Origin of the sequence: Thalassospira sp. MCCC 1A03138 (assembly GCF_002115785.1) — a bacterium.
Classification (GTDB): domain Bacteria; phylum Pseudomonadota; class Alphaproteobacteria; order Rhodospirillales; family Thalassospiraceae; genus Thalassospira.
This window is the reverse complement of the sequence record NZ_JFJY01000003.1, coordinates 173,764-188,535: the sequence shown is the minus strand read 5'-3', so window position 1 is coordinate 188,535 and position 14,772 is coordinate 173,764. Positions and strand designations below refer to the sequence as shown.

Annotated in this window: 14 protein-coding genes; 10 read left to right on the top strand and 4 right to left on the bottom strand. The window is 54.9% G+C overall.

Annotated features, from left to right (window positions below; genetic code table 11):
• The first annotated feature begins 105 nt into the window (after positions 1-105).
• The 6 genes from pdhA (at position 106) to TH468_RS08680 (ending at position 7,105) form a co-directional block, all read left to right on the top strand.
• A complete protein-coding gene (gene pdhA / locus TH468_RS08705; RefSeq protein ID WP_037991264.1) occupies positions 106-1,116 on the top strand; it encodes a pyruvate dehydrogenase (acetyl-transferring) E1 component subunit alpha in 1,011 nt (336 codons plus the stop codon).
• A 53-nt stretch (positions 1,117-1,169) separates the two neighbouring features.
• Positions 1,170-2,603, top strand: coding sequence for a pyruvate dehydrogenase complex E1 component subunit beta (locus TH468_RS08700; RefSeq protein WP_085643321.1), 1,434 nt, complete (start codon positions 1,170-1,172; stop codon positions 2,601-2,603).
• Positions 2,604-2,666: 63 nt separating this feature from the next.
• The gene (locus TH468_RS08695; RefSeq protein WP_085643319.1) at positions 2,667-3,992 is read left to right on the top strand and encodes a pyruvate dehydrogenase complex dihydrolipoamide acetyltransferase; all 1,326 of its coding nucleotides are present in this window, start codon (positions 2,667-2,669) and stop codon (positions 3,990-3,992) included.
• 95 nt (positions 3,993-4,087) lie between these two features.
• Entirely contained in the window at positions 4,088-5,485 is a 1,398-nt protein-coding gene (gene lpdA / locus TH468_RS08690) for a dihydrolipoyl dehydrogenase (RefSeq protein ID WP_037991253.1), read from the top strand.
• Between the two features lie 118 nt (positions 5,486-5,603).
• Entirely contained in the window at positions 5,604-6,599 is a 996-nt protein-coding gene (gene lipA / locus TH468_RS08685; protein ID WP_007089472.1) for a lipoyl synthase, read from the top strand.
• 47 nt (positions 6,600-6,646) lie between these two features.
• Entirely contained in the window at positions 6,647-7,105 is a 459-nt protein-coding gene (locus tag TH468_RS08680) for a type II toxin-antitoxin system RatA family toxin (protein WP_085643317.1), read from the top strand.
• Between the two features lie 46 nt (positions 7,106-7,151).
• Here TH468_RS08680 and TH468_RS08675 read toward each other — a convergent pair whose 3' ends face one another.
• Both TH468_RS08675 and TH468_RS08670 read right to left on the bottom strand, forming a co-directional pair.
• Positions 7,152-7,655, bottom strand: a complete 504-nt coding sequence (locus TH468_RS08675) for a CinA family protein (RefSeq protein ID WP_085643315.1) — start codon at positions 7,653-7,655, stop codon at positions 7,152-7,154.
• 6 nt (positions 7,656-7,661) lie between these two features.
• A complete protein-coding gene (locus TH468_RS08670; protein WP_085643313.1) occupies positions 7,662-8,144 on the bottom strand; it encodes a phosphatidylglycerophosphatase A in 483 nt (160 codons plus the stop codon).
• Positions 8,145-8,369: 225 nt separating this feature from the next.
• Here TH468_RS08670 and TH468_RS08665 point away from each other — a divergent pair, with 225 nt between their 5' ends.
• Complete coding sequence (locus TH468_RS08665; RefSeq protein WP_085643311.1) at positions 8,370-9,716, top strand: M23 family metallopeptidase; 1,347 nt, start codon at positions 8,370-8,372, stop codon at positions 9,714-9,716.
• Between the two features lie 13 nt (positions 9,717-9,729).
• A complete protein-coding gene (locus tag TH468_RS08660) occupies positions 9,730-10,134 on the top strand; it encodes a polymer-forming cytoskeletal protein (protein ID WP_246832270.1) in 405 nt (134 codons plus the stop codon).
• Positions 10,135-10,262: 128 nt separating this feature from the next.
• Here TH468_RS08660 and TH468_RS08655 read toward each other — a convergent pair whose 3' ends face one another.
• The gene (locus TH468_RS08655; protein ID WP_085643307.1) at positions 10,263-10,961 is read right to left on the bottom strand and encodes a haloacid dehalogenase type II; all 699 of its coding nucleotides are present in this window, start codon (positions 10,959-10,961) and stop codon (positions 10,263-10,265) included.
• 107 nt (positions 10,962-11,068) lie between these two features.
• Positions 11,069-13,111 carry a lytic transglycosylase domain-containing protein gene (locus TH468_RS08650; RefSeq protein ID WP_085643305.1) on the bottom strand — a complete coding sequence of 681 codons (2,043 nt, stop codon included), beginning with the start codon at positions 13,109-13,111 and terminating at the stop codon, positions 11,069-11,071.
• A 209-nt stretch (positions 13,112-13,320) separates the two neighbouring features.
• On the opposite strand from TH468_RS08650, the gene dapA reads away from it, so the two are divergent.
• Both dapA and smpB read left to right on the top strand, forming a co-directional pair.
• Positions 13,321-14,199 (top strand): 4-hydroxy-tetrahydrodipicolinate synthase, encoded by an 879-nt coding sequence (dapA, locus tag TH468_RS08645; RefSeq protein ID WP_085643303.1) that lies wholly within the window; start codon positions 13,321-13,323, stop codon positions 14,197-14,199.
• A 30-nt stretch (positions 14,200-14,229) separates the two neighbouring features.
• Positions 14,230-14,706, top strand: a complete 477-nt coding sequence (smpB, locus tag TH468_RS08640) for an SsrA-binding protein SmpB (RefSeq protein WP_007089481.1) — start codon at positions 14,230-14,232, stop codon at positions 14,704-14,706.
• Positions 14,707-14,772 lie beyond the last annotated feature (66 nt).

The following is a 14,772-nucleotide window of genomic DNA, read 5'->3' as shown; positions in this document are numbered from 1 at the left end:
TTGCTTGCTTCGACACGTAGTTTTGGGTAGTCATTTCGGTGGTCCAGTACCGAATTAAGCGCTCATACATGATGCTTAAGCGACAGCCATCCACCGGGAGGAAACATGGCGACCACAAAACGCAAACGCGCCACGACGCGCGCCGACAATCAGGCGAGCAGTGACGATCTCCTCAAATATTACCGTGAAATGCTGCTGATCCGTCGCTTTGAAGAAAAAGCCGGTCAGCTTTATGGCATGGGGCTTATTGGTGGCTTCTGCCATCTTTACATCGGGCAGGAAGCTGTCGTTGTCGGCATGCAGGCTGCCATTACCGGCGATGATGGTGTGATTACCAGTTACCGCGACCACGGCCACATGCTGGCCTGTGGCATGGACCCAGCAGGGGTCATGGCAGAGCTGACCGGCCGTGAAGGCGGTTATTCGCACGGCAAGGGCGGCTCGATGCACATGTTCTCCAAGGAAAAGAATTTCTATGGCGGGCATGGTATCGTCGGCGGGCAGGTTTCGCTCGGCACCGGTATTGCCTTCAATTACAAATATCGCGGTCAGGACCGTGTCTGCCTGACCTATCTTGGGGACGGCGCCGTCAACCAGGGGCAGGTATACGAATCCTTCAACATGGCAGCGCTCTGGAAGCTTCCGGTGATCTATTGCATCGAAAACAACCAGTATGCCATGGGAACGTCGGCACAGCGCCATTCGGCCAGCCCGGACCTTTACGAGCGCGGTTCTGCCTATGGTATCCCGGGCGAACAGGTTGATGGCATGGACGTTCTGGCGGTCAAGGACGCCGGTGAACGTGCCGTTGCGCATTGCCGCGAAGGCAAAGGGCCCTATATCCTTGAGCTCAAGACCTATCGCTATCGCGGGCATTCCATGTCCGACCCGGCGAAATATCGTACCAAGGACGAGCTCGATAAAATGCGTAAAGAGCACGATCCGATCGATATGGTCAAAAAGCTGCTGATCGATGGCGATATCATCGACGAGGCTGGTCTCAAGGACATCGACAAGGATGTGAAAGCGGAAGTCGCCAAAGCGGCCGAGTTTGCGCAAAACAGCCCGGAACCGGATGTTTCCGAACTGTTCACAGATATTCTGATCGACGCGTGATCGCGACACCCGCGAACCGCTTTTGACCGATATTTCCCGGGAGAGAGGGAACAATGCCGATTGAAGTTTTGATGCCGGCGCTGTCGCCGACCATGACAGAAGGCACGCTTGCCAAATGGACCGTCAAGGAAGGCGACACTGTTGCCTCCGGTGACGTGATTGCAGAAATTGAAACCGACAAAGCCACGATGGAAGTCGAGGCCGTTGACGAAGGGACCATCGGCAAGATCGTGATTGCCGAAGGGACTGAAAACGTCGCGGTGAATGCTGTGATCGCCTATATCCTCGAAGAAGACGAGGATGCTTCCGCCCTTGATAATGTTTCGGCGTCTTCTGCACCGAAAGCCGACGCCGCACCGGCCGAAGCCAAGGAAGAAGAAAAGGCCCCGGCCAGTTCGTCCAATGCAGCACCGGTTGCTGCAAGCGGTGCGATTGAACGGGCCGAACAGGACCCGCGTGCCATGAGCGTCATGAACGCGACCCAGGACGAGAAAACCTATACGTCGTTCAAGACCCAGACCGTTCGTGAAGCCCTGCGCGATGCCATGGCCGAAGAAATGCGAGCCGATGAAAACGTTTATGTCATGGGGGAAGAAGTCGCGCAGTATCAGGGGGCTTATAAAGTCACCCAGGGCTTGCTCGATGAATTCGGTGACAAGCGTGTTGTCGACACCCCGATTACCGAGCATGGCTTTACCGGCCTTGCAACCGGTTCGGCATTCATGGGCCTGAAACCGGTTCTTGAGTTCATGACCTTTAACTTCGCCATGCAGGCGATTGACCAGATCATCAACTCTGCTGCGAAAACCCTGTATATGTCCGGTGGCCAGCTTGGTTGCCCGATCGTGTTCCGTGGCCCGAACGGTGCTGCGTCGCGTGTGGGCGCACAGCATTCGCAGTGCTATGCATCCTGGTATGCTCATTGCCCGGGGCTCAAGGTTGTCGCACCTTGGTCGGCGGCCGATGCGAAGGGTCTGCTCAAGGCTGCTATTCGTGATCCGAACCCGATTGTCTTCCTTGAAAACGAAATCCTTTACGGACAAAGCTTCGAAGTGCCGGACGACGAAGATTTCGTTCTTCCGATCGGTCAGGCAAAGATCGAACGCGAAGGAACGGACGTTACCATCGTTGCGTTTTCAATCATGGTCGGCAAGGCGCTGAAAGCGGCAGAGCAGCTTGCAGAGCAGGGCATTTCCGCCGAGGTCATCAACCTTCGGACCATCCGTCCGCTTGATGTGAACACCATCGTTCGCTCGGTCATGAAAACCAACCGTCTCGTGACCTGCGAAGAAGGCTGGCACTTTGCCGGTATCGGTGCCGAGATCGCATCGGTCATCATGGAACATGCGTTTGATTACCTGGATGCGCCGGTCGCGCGCGTTACCGGTGAAGATGTTCCGATGCCATATGCTGCTAACCTCGAAGTGCTTGCACTTCCGCAGGAGCAACACATCGTCGATGCGGCCAAGGCCGTTTGCTATCGCTAAGTAAAACGGACAGGGGCAGGGCGCGGCAAACCCGCGCCGCCCCGTTACCGGGAGATTGCGTTCATGCCTGTTAAGATATTGATGCCGGCCCTGTCGCCGACCATGACCGAAGGCACCTTGGCGAAATGGCTTGTCAAGGAAGGCGACACCGTTGAGTCAGGTGACGTCATTGCCGAAATCGAAACCGATAAAGCCACGATGGAAGTTGAAGCCGTCGATGAAGGCAAAATCGGCAAAATCCTTGTTTCCGAAGGCAGCGAAGGCGTTGCTGTGAACGAGGTTATAGCACTTCTTCTGGAAGAAGGCGAAGATGCCAGCGCGCTTGATGGTGCAGATACGTCTGCAGCGTCTACTGGCGGCGCTGCACCGGCTGCGGAAGCGCCGAAACAGGAAGAATCGAAGTCAGAGTCTGCACCGGCAAAAGGTCAGGCACCTGCCGCACCGGTTTCCGGTGGGGATCGCGTCAAGGCAAGCCCGCTTGCGCGTCGCATTGCTGCGAACGAAGGCGTTGATCTTGGCAAGGTCGAAGGTTCAGGCCCGCGTGGTCGTGTTGTGAAACGCGATGTCGAGGCCGCAATGTCGTCCAAACCGGCCGATAAAGCTGCTTCTGCTGCTACTTCTTCGGCTCCTGCTGCCGAGAAACCTGCAGCAGCCCCGCAGGCACCGGCGGCGTCTGGCTGGAACCCGGATTTGACCGGTTTGCCGGAATACGAAGAAATCCCGAACAGCTCGATGCGCAAGGTTATTGCCCGTCGTCTGACCCAGTCCAAACAGCAGGTTCCGCATTTCTACCTGACGGTCGATTGCGAACTCGACAATCTGCTTGCTACCCGCAAGCAGCTTAATGAGAAAGCCGGCGAGGGGGTCAAGGTTTCGGTCAACGATTTCGTCATTCGTGCAGCATCCATCGCGCTGAAGCGTGTTCCGGCGGCCAATGCTGTCTGGACCGATGCAGCCATCCTGCAGTGCAAGCAGCAGGACATTTCGGTTGCGGTTGCCATTGATGGCGGACTGATCACCCCGGTTATCCGCAATGCGGGTGGCAAGGGGCTTGCCGAAATCTCGACCGAGATGAAGGCTCTGGCTGGCAAGGCACGCGAAGGTAAGCTCAAACCGGAAGAATTCCAGGGAGGGACTTTCTCTGTCTCTAACCTTGGCATGTTTGGCATCAAGGAATTCTCTGCCATCATCAACCCGCCGCAGGGCTGCATTCTGGCCGTTGGTGCCGGTGAACAGCGCGCGGTTGTCAAGGACGGTGCCTTGGCTATTGCCACCGTCATGAGCTGCACGCTGTCGGTCGACCATCGTGTGGTCGATGGTGCGGTCGGTGCTGAATTCATGGCTGAATTCAAAAAGCTGATCGAAGATCCGCTGAGCATGTTGCTCTGAGGTTCGGAAATTGCGCGGGGACTTTAAACAGTCCCCGCAAGCATTTGAATTTCAAGACCTGTGACCGGTGACGGGCAGGCGAAGGAGATCTTACGATGGCGGATAACAATTTCGACTTAATCGTTGTTGGCGCGGGCCCCGGTGGCTATGTCACGGCCATTCGTGCCGCACAGCTTGGCCTGAAAACCGCGGTTGTTGAACGCGAACATCTTGGCGGCATCTGCCTGAACTGGGGCTGTATTCCGACCAAGGCGCTGCTGCGTTCGGCGGAAGTCTATCGCAACATGCAGCATGCCAAGTCATTCGGTCTGTCATGTGAAAAGCCTTCCTTTGATCTGGATGCAGTCATTCAGCGTTCGCGCGGCGTTTCCAAGCAGCTTTCGGGCGGTGTCGGCCATCTTCTGAAGAAGAACAAGGTCACCGTGATCAACGGCGAAGCCAAATTCGACGGTCCCAAAAAGATCAAGGTCGAAGGCAAGGATGCCGGTACCTATACCGCGAAGAATTACATTATCGCGACAGGTGCACGGGCACGGTCCCTGCCGGGGCTGGAAGCCGATGGCAAGGTGGTCTGGGACTATAAAAAGGCGATGACGCCTGACAAGATGCCCAAAAGCCTTGTGGTTGTCGGTTCAGGCGCGATTGGTATCGAATTTGCCAGCTTCTACCACACTATGGGTGCGGAAGTGACGGTGGTCGAAATCATGTCGCAGATCATGCCGGTCGAAGACAAGGAAGTGGCCGCCCTTGCGCAGAAGATGATGACCAAGGACGGGATGAAAATCCTGACGGAAGCCAAGGTCGCGAACCTTAAGCGCAACGCCGACAATGTTGTCGTCACGATTGAAACCAAGGACGGCAAGAAACAGGAATTGACCGTTGATCGCGTGATTTCCGCGGTTGGTGTGATCGGCAATACCGAAAATCTCGGTCTGGAAACCACCAAGGTCAAGGTTGATCGCAACGTCATTGATACGAACGAGTATTCGGCAACGGCAGAGCCGGGCATTTATGCCATTGGTGACGTCGCAGGACCGCCGATGCTGGCGCACAAGGCCGAGCATGAAGGCGTCATCTGCGTTGAAAAGATTGCCGGTGTCAAAGGGGTTCACCCGCTTGATCCGCGCAAGATTCCGGGTTGCACCTATTGCCATCCGCAGGTGGCAAGTGTCGGTCTGACCGAAGCCAAAGCCAAGGAAGCCGGTTACGACGTCAAGGTCGGCAAATTCCCGTTCATCGGGAACGGCAAGGCGGTTGCACTGGGCGAGGCCGAAGGTCTGGTCAAAACGGTGTTTGATGCCAAGACCGGTGAATTGCTTGGTGCGCACATGGTTGGTGCCGAAGTGACCGAGCTGATCCAGGGCTTTGTCGTGGCCATGGGTCTTGAAACGACCGAAGAAGATCTGATGCATACGGTCTTCCCGCATCCGACCCTTTCGGAAATGATGCATGAGTCGGTCCTTGACGCCTATGGGCGTGCGATCCACTTCTAGAATACGGCGTTGTACCGGGCGAACATGCCCGGTATGACCGTTTTGGACGATTGTCGGTTTGACAAATGCGTGACGTGGCGGCACATTGCCGCCCGTCCAATCCTTCGGAGGTAACTCTATGTCGACGGCGCGCAACGAAGCACAGGCACTTCGTCACCCGGAAAAGCAGAAACGCCCGGATCGTCCGTCCGGACGCAAACCCGAATGGATTCGCGTCAAGGCGCCAACCTCGAAGGGGTATCAGGAAACGCGCGAACTTGCGCGCGGCCTCAATTTGCATACCGTCTGCGAAGAAGCGGCGTGCCCGAACATTGGTGAATGCTGGCAGAAGAAACACGCATCCTTCATGATCATGGGGGACACCTGCACGCGTGCCTGTTCGTTCTGTAACGTCAAGACCGGCATGCCCGGTGCGCTTGATCCGTTCGAGCCGGAAAACCTTGCGATGGCGGTTGCCGACATGGCGCTTAAACATGTCGTGATCACCTCGGTCGACCGTGATGATCTGGCCGATGGTGGAGCCGCACATTTTGCCCGCGTGATCGAGGCGATCCGCCATAAATCGCCGGAAACCACGATTGAAATTCTGACCCCCGATTTCCGCGATAAGCCAGGTGCCGTTGAAATCGTTGCCCGTGCACGTCCGGACGTTTTCAACCATAACCTTGAAACCGTTCCCAGGCTTTATACCTCGATCCGGCCGGGTGCGCGCTATTACCAGTCGCTGCGCATTCTTGATCGCGTCAAACAGATTGATCCGACGATCTTTACCAAATCGGGCCTGATGGTTGGGTTTGGTGAAGAGCGTCATGAACTGGCACAGGTCATGGACGATCTGCGGGTTGCGGATGTCGACTTCCTGACGATTGGCCAGTATTTGCAGCCGACGCTTAAGCACGAACCGGTTAACCGGTTCGTGACGCCGGATGAGTTCAAGGATTACGCCTCGATGGCACGCGGCAAGGGCTTCCTGATGGTGTCGGCAACGCCGCTGACGCGTTCAAGCTATCATGCGGACCGTGACTTCGAGGAACTGCGCAAGGCACGCGAAAGAAAGCTTGCGGCTGCTGACGAAGCCAAAGCCAGAATGCAGGCAACAACAGCGGCGCAGTAAGTGCGCCGCATTTCAAACCGATAAACGCGACGACAAAGGAGATCAGGGTGCCGACGCATGCGGAGCGCAGGAAACTGCCCTATACGCCGGAACAGCTGTTTGACCTCGTCGCGGATATCGATTCCTATTCGGAATTTCTGCCATGGTGTGTGGCATCTCGTGTGCGCAAGCGCGATGGCGATGTCTTGCATGCCGATCTGGTGATCGGTTTCAAAATGTTTCGCGAGAAATACACATCAAAAGTCACGCTACAGCGCCCGGATCGGGTCGATGTCGAATATCTGCAGGGGCCGTTCAAGTACCTTAACAATCACTGGGTGTTTGAACCGGCGGAAGACGGTGGAACGTGGCTCGACTTCTTTGTCGATTTTGAATTCCGTTCTGCCCTGTTGCAGAAGATGATCGGGGTCGTGTTCAACGAGGCCGTCAAATTGATGGTTGGTGCATTTGAAACCCGCGCCCATCAGGTTTATGGCGAGCCGGACGAGGCCCTGTCAGATCGGTGAGTACATGTTGCATTCACGCTGCATGGGCGATGATGCGCCAATCTGATTAACCGGTTTTGCCGACCATTTTCGAAAGCATGTCATAGGCGTCGATGATGGTTGCCTTGCGTACCGAATGGCGATCACCGTCATAGACCCGGCGACGGTGCAGGGTAGGCCGACCTTTTCCAGCGCAAGCAAGATGGACAAGTCCAACCGGTTTTTCATCTGATCCGCCGCCCGGACCGGCGATGCCGGTAACCGCGACAGCCAGTGTTGCCAGTGGAGCGCGGATCAGTGCGCCTTCGGCCATTGCGCGCGCGACCGGTTCTGAGACGGCACCATAGGTATCAAGCAATTCCTGCGGTACGCCGATCAGGCCGTGTTTTGCTTCGTTGGAATACGTCACAAAGCCGCAATCGACAACGGACGAACTGCCATCAACGGCCGTCAGCCCGCCAGCTATAAGCCCGCCGGTACAGGATTCTGCGGTTGCGATCATTTCGCCTTTGGATTTGCATAGGGCAATCAGGTTTTCTGCGCGCGCAAGAATATCCGGTTCGATGTTCATGGGCGGTCAAACTCCTGCAAAGTAGCGGGCGGCGATCAATACAAACATGCCAAATATGCCCGCAAGGATGTCATCAAGCATGATGCCAAAACCACCGCTGATCCGGCGGTCGATCCAGCGGATCGGCCAGGGTTTCAGAATATCGAAAAACCGGAACATGACAAATGCCGCCGCCAGCCAGCCGAGATCGGCAAGCTCGTTGCCCAGCGGAACGACAAGTATGCAAAGCCATTGCCCTGCAACTTCGTCGATGACGATTTCACCGGGATCGTGAACCCCGATCATCTCGCTGTATTTATGGGAAATCGGAATTCCTACAAGGAATACGATGACAATTCCGGCCAACAGAGCCGGGTATCCCAGCAAAACGGCAATTGCCCAGCCCACAGGAACAGCGGCCAGCGATCCCATCGTGCCAGGTGCCTTGGTGGTTCGTCCGCTGTAAAACCATGTTGCAGCACAGGTCAGCATGAATTGGGATAAACGCATGTTTTGAACGCTGTTGAATTCATCGGGAGATCATTGAGTAACATATTGAAGTGCAAAGCAGATGATTTTTTTACCCTTAAGGATGTGTTAACGTGCTTGCCTGTCTTCGCGCTAACAGGTAGCGTAAAGAAAATAGATATTCAGCCGGGGTCTGAAAAAAAACGGTTGTGCGTCGATTTCGTATCGAACGGGCAATGTTGGGTAAATAGGGGTTAGACACTGAGTATGTCGGCGTTCGAACGTGGCCGTCGCCTGATTGAAAAATGGTTTCCGGACCGGCACATTCTTGTGCGGTCCAATGATTCCGTTTCTCAAGTGCGGATTGGCAAATACGCTCAACTGACATTGGCATCGGTCGGGGTCCTTGCGATCACTTGGACGGTCGGGGTATCGGGTTATTCCTGGTATCTTGATCAACGGCTTGCCACGCGTGAAGAACAGCTGTTTCGCAGCGAGCTTTCCTACAATCAGTTGATCGCACGTGTCACCGAAAGCCAGCGCCGTTTTGGTGAAATCACATCACAGATGGAAGATACCCACCGTAATCTTCTGTCGATGGCTGAAAAGAATTTGATGCTGCAGGCCCGGGTTCAGGATTACACCTCGAAACTGGCGGTCAGTGAAAAGGAAAAAGTCCAGATTTCCGCCTTGCGGACATCAATGGATAATCAGATGAACGCGCTCCAGACCCAGATTGACGGGATTACCAACCGAAATCTTGCCTTGCGCGACGAACTGGAAACTGTCGAAACCGTCATGTCGCGGGTTATGCGTGAGCGTGATCAGGCCATGCAGCGTTCGAAAAAACTGCAATCGGAACTTGGTGAAGCACGTCAGCGCATTGCCGATCTGCATACCATCCAGAAGCAGGCGATGCAGCGCGTGGCGGAAACCGCTGACAGTACCATTCTGGAACTGGAATCGGTTCTTGAGATGACTGGTCTTACGGTTGACGAGATCATTACACCGCCGATGAAGCCTCAGGCACCGGGAGGTGGCGAGGTTGCCGGTGGTGTGGGTGGACCGTTCGTGGCGTTCGAGCCCGAGCACCCCGAGGACGAACAGTTTGTAAGTGTGGCACTTGCAGTGGGTGATCGTATGGATCAGCTGGTAAGTCTGCATGATAGAATAAAAAGAACCCCGTTGGGGGAGCCTGCGGATTCCTATTACCTTTCCAGTTCTTTCGGGAAGCGCAAGGACCCTATCAACGGTAAATGGGCTTTTCATTCCGGCGTTGATCTTGCCGGGCCCATGAAAACACCAATCTATGCGACGGCCCCCGGAAAGGTGGTGTTCGCCGGATGGAGCGGAAAATACGGGAAGATGGTCGAAATTGACCATGGTAACGGCCTTCGAACCCGTTTCGGACATCTATACAAGGTCCTCGTCAAGAAGGGCGACGAAGTGAATTTAAAGGGCAAAATCGCATTGATGGGAAGTACCGGCCGTAGCACCGGCAGCCACGTGCACTATGAAGTTCTGGTTCACGACAAGCAGGTAGACCCCATCAAGTTTATTGAGGCGGGACATTATGTTTTCAAAAACGAGCAAGAGACAGCAGACAACGACTAATTCCCATAATTCGGTGACCGAGAAAAGAGGCGGTCTGTCGATTATCAATTCCGATCTTCGGGTTACCGGTGATCTGATCTCTGAATCAGATGTTCAGGTGGACGGTTTTGTGAATGGCGACATTCGCACGCGTACCCTGACAATTGGTCAGAACGGCGAAGTCCGCGGCGAGATTGTCGCCGAAAAGGTTCGCATTTGTGGTTCTGTCACCGGTCAGGTTCGCGCCCGTGACGTTTCACTCGCAGAAACGGCCCGTATGCTGGGCGATATCCTTCATGAAAGCCTGTCGATCGAACCGGGTGCCCATATCGAAGGCCATTGCCGTCGCATTGAAGGTGCCGTCGAAGAGGGCGGTCTTACCGTCATTCAGGCCGGTCAGATCGTTGCCGCGAACGTGAAGAAAGAACACAAACAATAAAAGGTTTGTGTTGGCAATCTTTCCCGCAGGCCAGCAAAGAATATAAAACCCGGAAAAGCTGCAAATCGCTTTTCCGGGTTTTCTTTATTCGGTCTGATCGGAATTGGCGTACTTCGCGGGCCCGGTTTTCAGGCTTTTTCCGGCTGTGCGACTAGCGGCAGCAGCTCGTCCAGGCCTTTTAAAACCACGTCTGCGCTATGAGACAGGCGTTCTGTTGGCTGCTGCGTCCGGTTGATCCAGGCCGTGCGGAACCCGAAATGCCCGGCACCGGCAATATCCCATCCGTTAGACGACTGGAATGATATTTCGGCGGGCGTCAATTCGAGCTGGTCGACCGCAAGCTGATAGACCTCGGGGTGCGGTTTATACGTTTTGATATCATCCACACAGATGATCTGGTCAAACAGTGATAGAATCCCGGATGCCTTTGCTGCTGAAATCAGCATATGTTTGGCGCCGTTCGACAGGATCGCCAGCTTGTGCCCTTGGGATTTAAGTGTTTTCAGGGTTTCAACAACTTCGGGGAAAGTATCAAGCGACAGATAGGTTTCCATAAGTTTTGCGCGAAGGGCGGGGTCTTTTTTTCCGGTTGCTGCCATGGCGTAATCAAGAGCGTCACCGGTGACATTCCAGAAATCCGTGAAGTCGCCCATCAGACTGCGCAGCCATGTATATTCAAGCTGCTTTTGGCGCCAGATACTTGAAAGCCGGTCTGCTTCATCCCCGATGGTTTCCTTGAACCGGTCAACGGCCGATCCAACGTCGAACAGGGTACCATAGGCATCGAAAACGAATGCGCGGCAGGAAGTAAGTGCATTTTCTGACATTTGCTCTGGCCTCATCTGTCGAACTGGGTTTGATCGAATATGGTGTTCGCTTTGGCAAACCGCAAACGGTTCAACTGTCCGTAACGGATCGCTGTTGCTGGATCAAATCACTGGGAATTTGAGGGTGTTTCATCCTGCTGACCCATTGCGATTTCGTCGCGTGCGAAGCGGCGGCGATAGACATAGGTGCCTTCCATAACGCGCTGGACGTAATTGCGTGTCTCGCTATAGGGGATCATTTCGATCCAGTCGACCGGGTCAACATCGGCGTCTCGTGGATCACCATATTCTGCAATCCACTGTCTTACGCGGCTTGGACCGGCGTTATAGCTTGCGATGGTCAGTATTTCTTCACCATCCCAACGATCCAGAAGTTTCGAGAGATATTCGCGCCCCAGCGAGATATTGAAGCCCGGATCTGCGGTCAGACGTGCAGTTTCATATTCAAGGTCAAGATCCTTGGCCATGCGTTCGGCGGTTGCAGGCATCAACTGCATCAGGCCGCGTGCACCGGCCGACGAAACGGCTTCGGGGTTAAACAGGCTTTCCTGGCGCATGATTGCATGGACCAGTGCGGGGTCGGGATTGTGACCAAGCGGTACCTGTTCATGAACGGGATAGGCCGCATCCAGATATCCGCTACCGGTCCGGATGCTGCGCTTGGCGGCAATAATTGCAAGGTCGGCACGGCCATATTCGCGCGCAAGATCGGTTGCCATGGCGAGATATTCCGGTTCGTCATGCGCATAAACAAGCGCCATGACAAACGGACGAATGATGTTGCCAAGGCCCATCTCACCAAGTTTGCGGGTAACCTGTGTCAGTTCCTGCGATTCGAAATCGGCGCGTTGCTGTTCCGTCGGGACGGGTTGTTCAACAGAGTAGGTGGGCTTGGCACCCAGTGCATCAATGGCAAGCTGGCCATAGAAGGTATGGGCGTGATCGGCTGCCAGCCTGTACCATTCGCGCGCCTTTTCCTTGTCCCCAATCGCATCGTTGGCCCGGCCGGCCCAATAGGCCCCGCGCGCACGGCTGATCGGGTATTGCACGACGTCATACTGGTTCTGGAAATGGGTCAGCGCGATGCGGGCATCGCCCAGGAATTCAAGGGCGATCCATCCGGCAAACCATTCTGCCTCGGCGATATCGCCTGCATCACTTTGGCCATGATTGGCAACCAGACGATAGGCATCGGTAATATGCCCCTTCTGAAGGGCGCGGCGCGCAAGAATCGCCTTTTCAATCCACCAGTATTGCGGCCGGATTGAAATATAGGCGAGGTCATTGGCCTGCGAGAGAAGCAGGTCACGCGCTTCCTGATCGCGGTCCTTTATCCGGCGCCAGCGAACGCGTTCATAGATGAGGCCCGGATCGTTCTGGTATTTCTTGGGGACACGGTTGATTGCGCCGTCAACACCGGGGTCGAGCGACCGCAAGGCTGCGCGTGCCTTGGCCAGCAAAAGATAATCTTTGCTGACATATTTTTCAGTGCGGCTTGCCGGTCCAAGACGACCTTCCCACAGAAGACGGTCAAGGCGCTGTTGATGGGTTTCCTGATCGATATATTTGCCGTATCGATCCAGAAAACGTTTTTCCTGACCGGTGCCGAAATTTTCATTCACCCAGCTGTTGCGTATGAGGGTGGTTGCGGCTTCGATTTCGCCAGTCACCAGAAGCGCCTTTATCTGGCGGGTGGCACCGTCTGCTGTAACCGGGGCGGACCGCTTGAACCATGCCAGAACGACATCGTCTGGAACGGCATCGGTCATGGCTTCTTCGGCGCGCTGACGCAGCAGTGACTGACTGGGCCATTTCGGATTGGCATCAATGAAATTTGTGATTTCTTCGAAACTGCGACCGGAATTCGGGCTGATCAGCCACATCCACTCGCTGGCTTTCTGAAGCAGCGGGTCGTCAAAGTTTGGAAGAAGTTTTTCGAATGTTTTTGTGCGGCCGTCTTCCAGCGCATCAAGAAAAACATTCAGCCGCGCACGGCTAACCGACGAAAACGCCGGTGATGGCGGCAGTTCGGTCAGGATATTTTTATCCTGACTTGCGGCCAATGCCTTATCGCCAATCGGCGTCAGCAAAGTGAACATACCGAGTGCCAATGCGCAGATCGAAACACCGCGGAAAGACGCATGCGCCATTTAAAATTCCCCTTTTGCCTTACGGCAGGTAATGCGCTCCAGACACCCTTATTATGGCAGTGAAACAGCCAATTGCCAATCGGTCGTAAGAGGAAAGAGTAACCTTGATCAAACAAGGCGCGCTTTAATGTATACAGACGCTTGCCGGATGCCTTAACAGCCGCTATTTTCGCGTCGCTTTCAATCCACGATAAGATTTGGAGATATCGATGTTTAAGGGTTCGATTACCGCTTTGATTACACCGTTCACGCAGGATGGTGCAATCGATGAGAAAGCGTTCCAGTCGTTTGTGGATTGGCAGCTTAAACAGGGCACGACCGGTGTTGTGCCGGTCGGAACCACAGGTGAATCGCCGACTTTGAGCCATGCGGAACACCACCGCGTTGTCGAACTGGCACTTGAAGTTGCCAAGGGCCGCGGCCCGGTTATTGCCGGAACGGGCTCAAATTCGACCGCCGAAGCGATTTCGCTGACCCGTCATGCCCAGAATGCCGGGGCCGATGCGGCACTTGTTGTAACACCGTATTACAATAAACCCGGTCAGCGTGGCCTGTATGCGCATTACAAGGCTATTCATGACGCGACCGATATTCCGATCGTGATCTACAACATTCCGGGCCGGTCGGTCGTGGACATGTCGGTTGATACGATGGCGCAGCTTTCGAAATTGCCGCGTATCGTCGGTGTGAAGGACGCGACCAGCGATCTGGAACGTCCGGCATTGACGCGTTTGGCGGCAGGGACGGATTTCTGCCAGTTGTCGGGCGAAGACGGCACCATTGTTCCGTTCCTGGCGCAGGGCGGGCATGGCTGCATTTCGGTCACGTCCAACATCGCACCGAAGCTTTGCGCGGAATTGCATACCGCATGGGCAGCCGGGAACATCGCCAAGGTTCAGGAGTTGAATTATCGACTTCTGCCGGTTCACAAGGCGATGTTCTGCGAAACCAGCCCGGGACCGGTCAAATATGCAGCCGAGCTTCTTGGCCTTTGCGGCAGCCACATGCGTTTGCCGATGGTCGAGATTACCGAAGAATCCAAGCAGCGCGTTGAATCCGCGCTGCGCACTGCCGGAATTTTGTCCTAAGGGATTAATTTCGGCCTACAAGTTGTTGTAATGGCACCCAAAAAAGAAGACAGCAATAATAAGGTCGTCGCGCAAAACAGGCGGGCCCGGTTTGATTTTTTCCTGACGGAAACTTTTGAAGCCGGGGTCGCCCTGCGCGGGACCGAGGTCAAGTCGCTTCGTGACGGCAAGGGGAACATTCAGGAATCCTATGCCGAAGAAAAGAACGGCGAGATCTGGCTGATTAATGCCTATATTCCGGAATATCAAAGCAAGATGCCGTTCGGCCATGAAGAACGCCGTCCGCGCAAGTTGCTTCTGCATAAACGCGAAATCACGAAAATGAGCGATGCCCTGAACAAGAAGGGGTTCACCCTTGTTCCGGTGAAGCTTTATTTCAATGACCGTGGCATCGCCAAGCTTGAACTGGCGATCGCGGAAGGCAAGAAAAAGGCTGATAAGCGCGAGGCGGTCAAGGAACGTGACTGGCAGCGTGACAAGGCCCGGATCATGCGGGATTTCGGATAATAGTCCTGCCTCGCAAGCATGTGTATTGCTTGCCAATGGCGATAGAATGCATAAATGGCGCAGACA

Coding starts and splice junctions, on each gene's coding strand:
- pdhA (WP_037991264.1), top strand. CDS start 106: ATGGCGACCACAAAACGCAAACGCGCCACGACGCGCGCCGACAATCAG.
- TH468_RS08700 (WP_085643321.1), top strand. CDS start 1,170: ATGCCGATTGAAGTTTTGATGCCGGCGCTGTCGCCGACCATGACAGAA.
- TH468_RS08695 (WP_085643319.1), top strand. CDS start 2,667: ATGCCTGTTAAGATATTGATGCCGGCCCTGTCGCCGACCATGACCGAA.
- lpdA (WP_037991253.1), top strand. CDS start 4,088: ATGGCGGATAACAATTTCGACTTAATCGTTGTTGGCGCGGGCCCCGGT.
- lipA (WP_007089472.1), top strand. CDS start 5,604: ATGTCGACGGCGCGCAACGAAGCACAGGCACTTCGTCACCCGGAAAAG.
- TH468_RS08675 (WP_085643315.1), bottom strand. CDS start 7,655: ATGAACATCGAACCGGATATTCTTGCGCGCGCAGAAAACCTGATTGCC.
- TH468_RS08670 (WP_085643313.1), bottom strand. CDS start 8,144: ATGCGTTTATCCCAATTCATGCTGACCTGTGCTGCAACATGGTTTTAC.
- TH468_RS08665 (WP_085643311.1), top strand. CDS start 8,370: ATGTCGGCGTTCGAACGTGGCCGTCGCCTGATTGAAAAATGGTTTCCG.
- TH468_RS08655 (WP_085643307.1), bottom strand. CDS start 10,961: ATGTCAGAAAATGCACTTACTTCCTGCCGCGCATTCGTTTTCGATGCC.
- TH468_RS08650 (WP_085643305.1), bottom strand. CDS start 13,111: ATGGCGCATGCGTCTTTCCGCGGTGTTTCGATCTGCGCATTGGCACTC.
- dapA (WP_085643303.1), top strand. CDS start 13,321: ATGTTTAAGGGTTCGATTACCGCTTTGATTACACCGTTCACGCAGGAT.
- smpB (WP_007089481.1), top strand. CDS start 14,230: ATGGCACCCAAAAAAGAAGACAGCAATAATAAGGTCGTCGCGCAAAAC.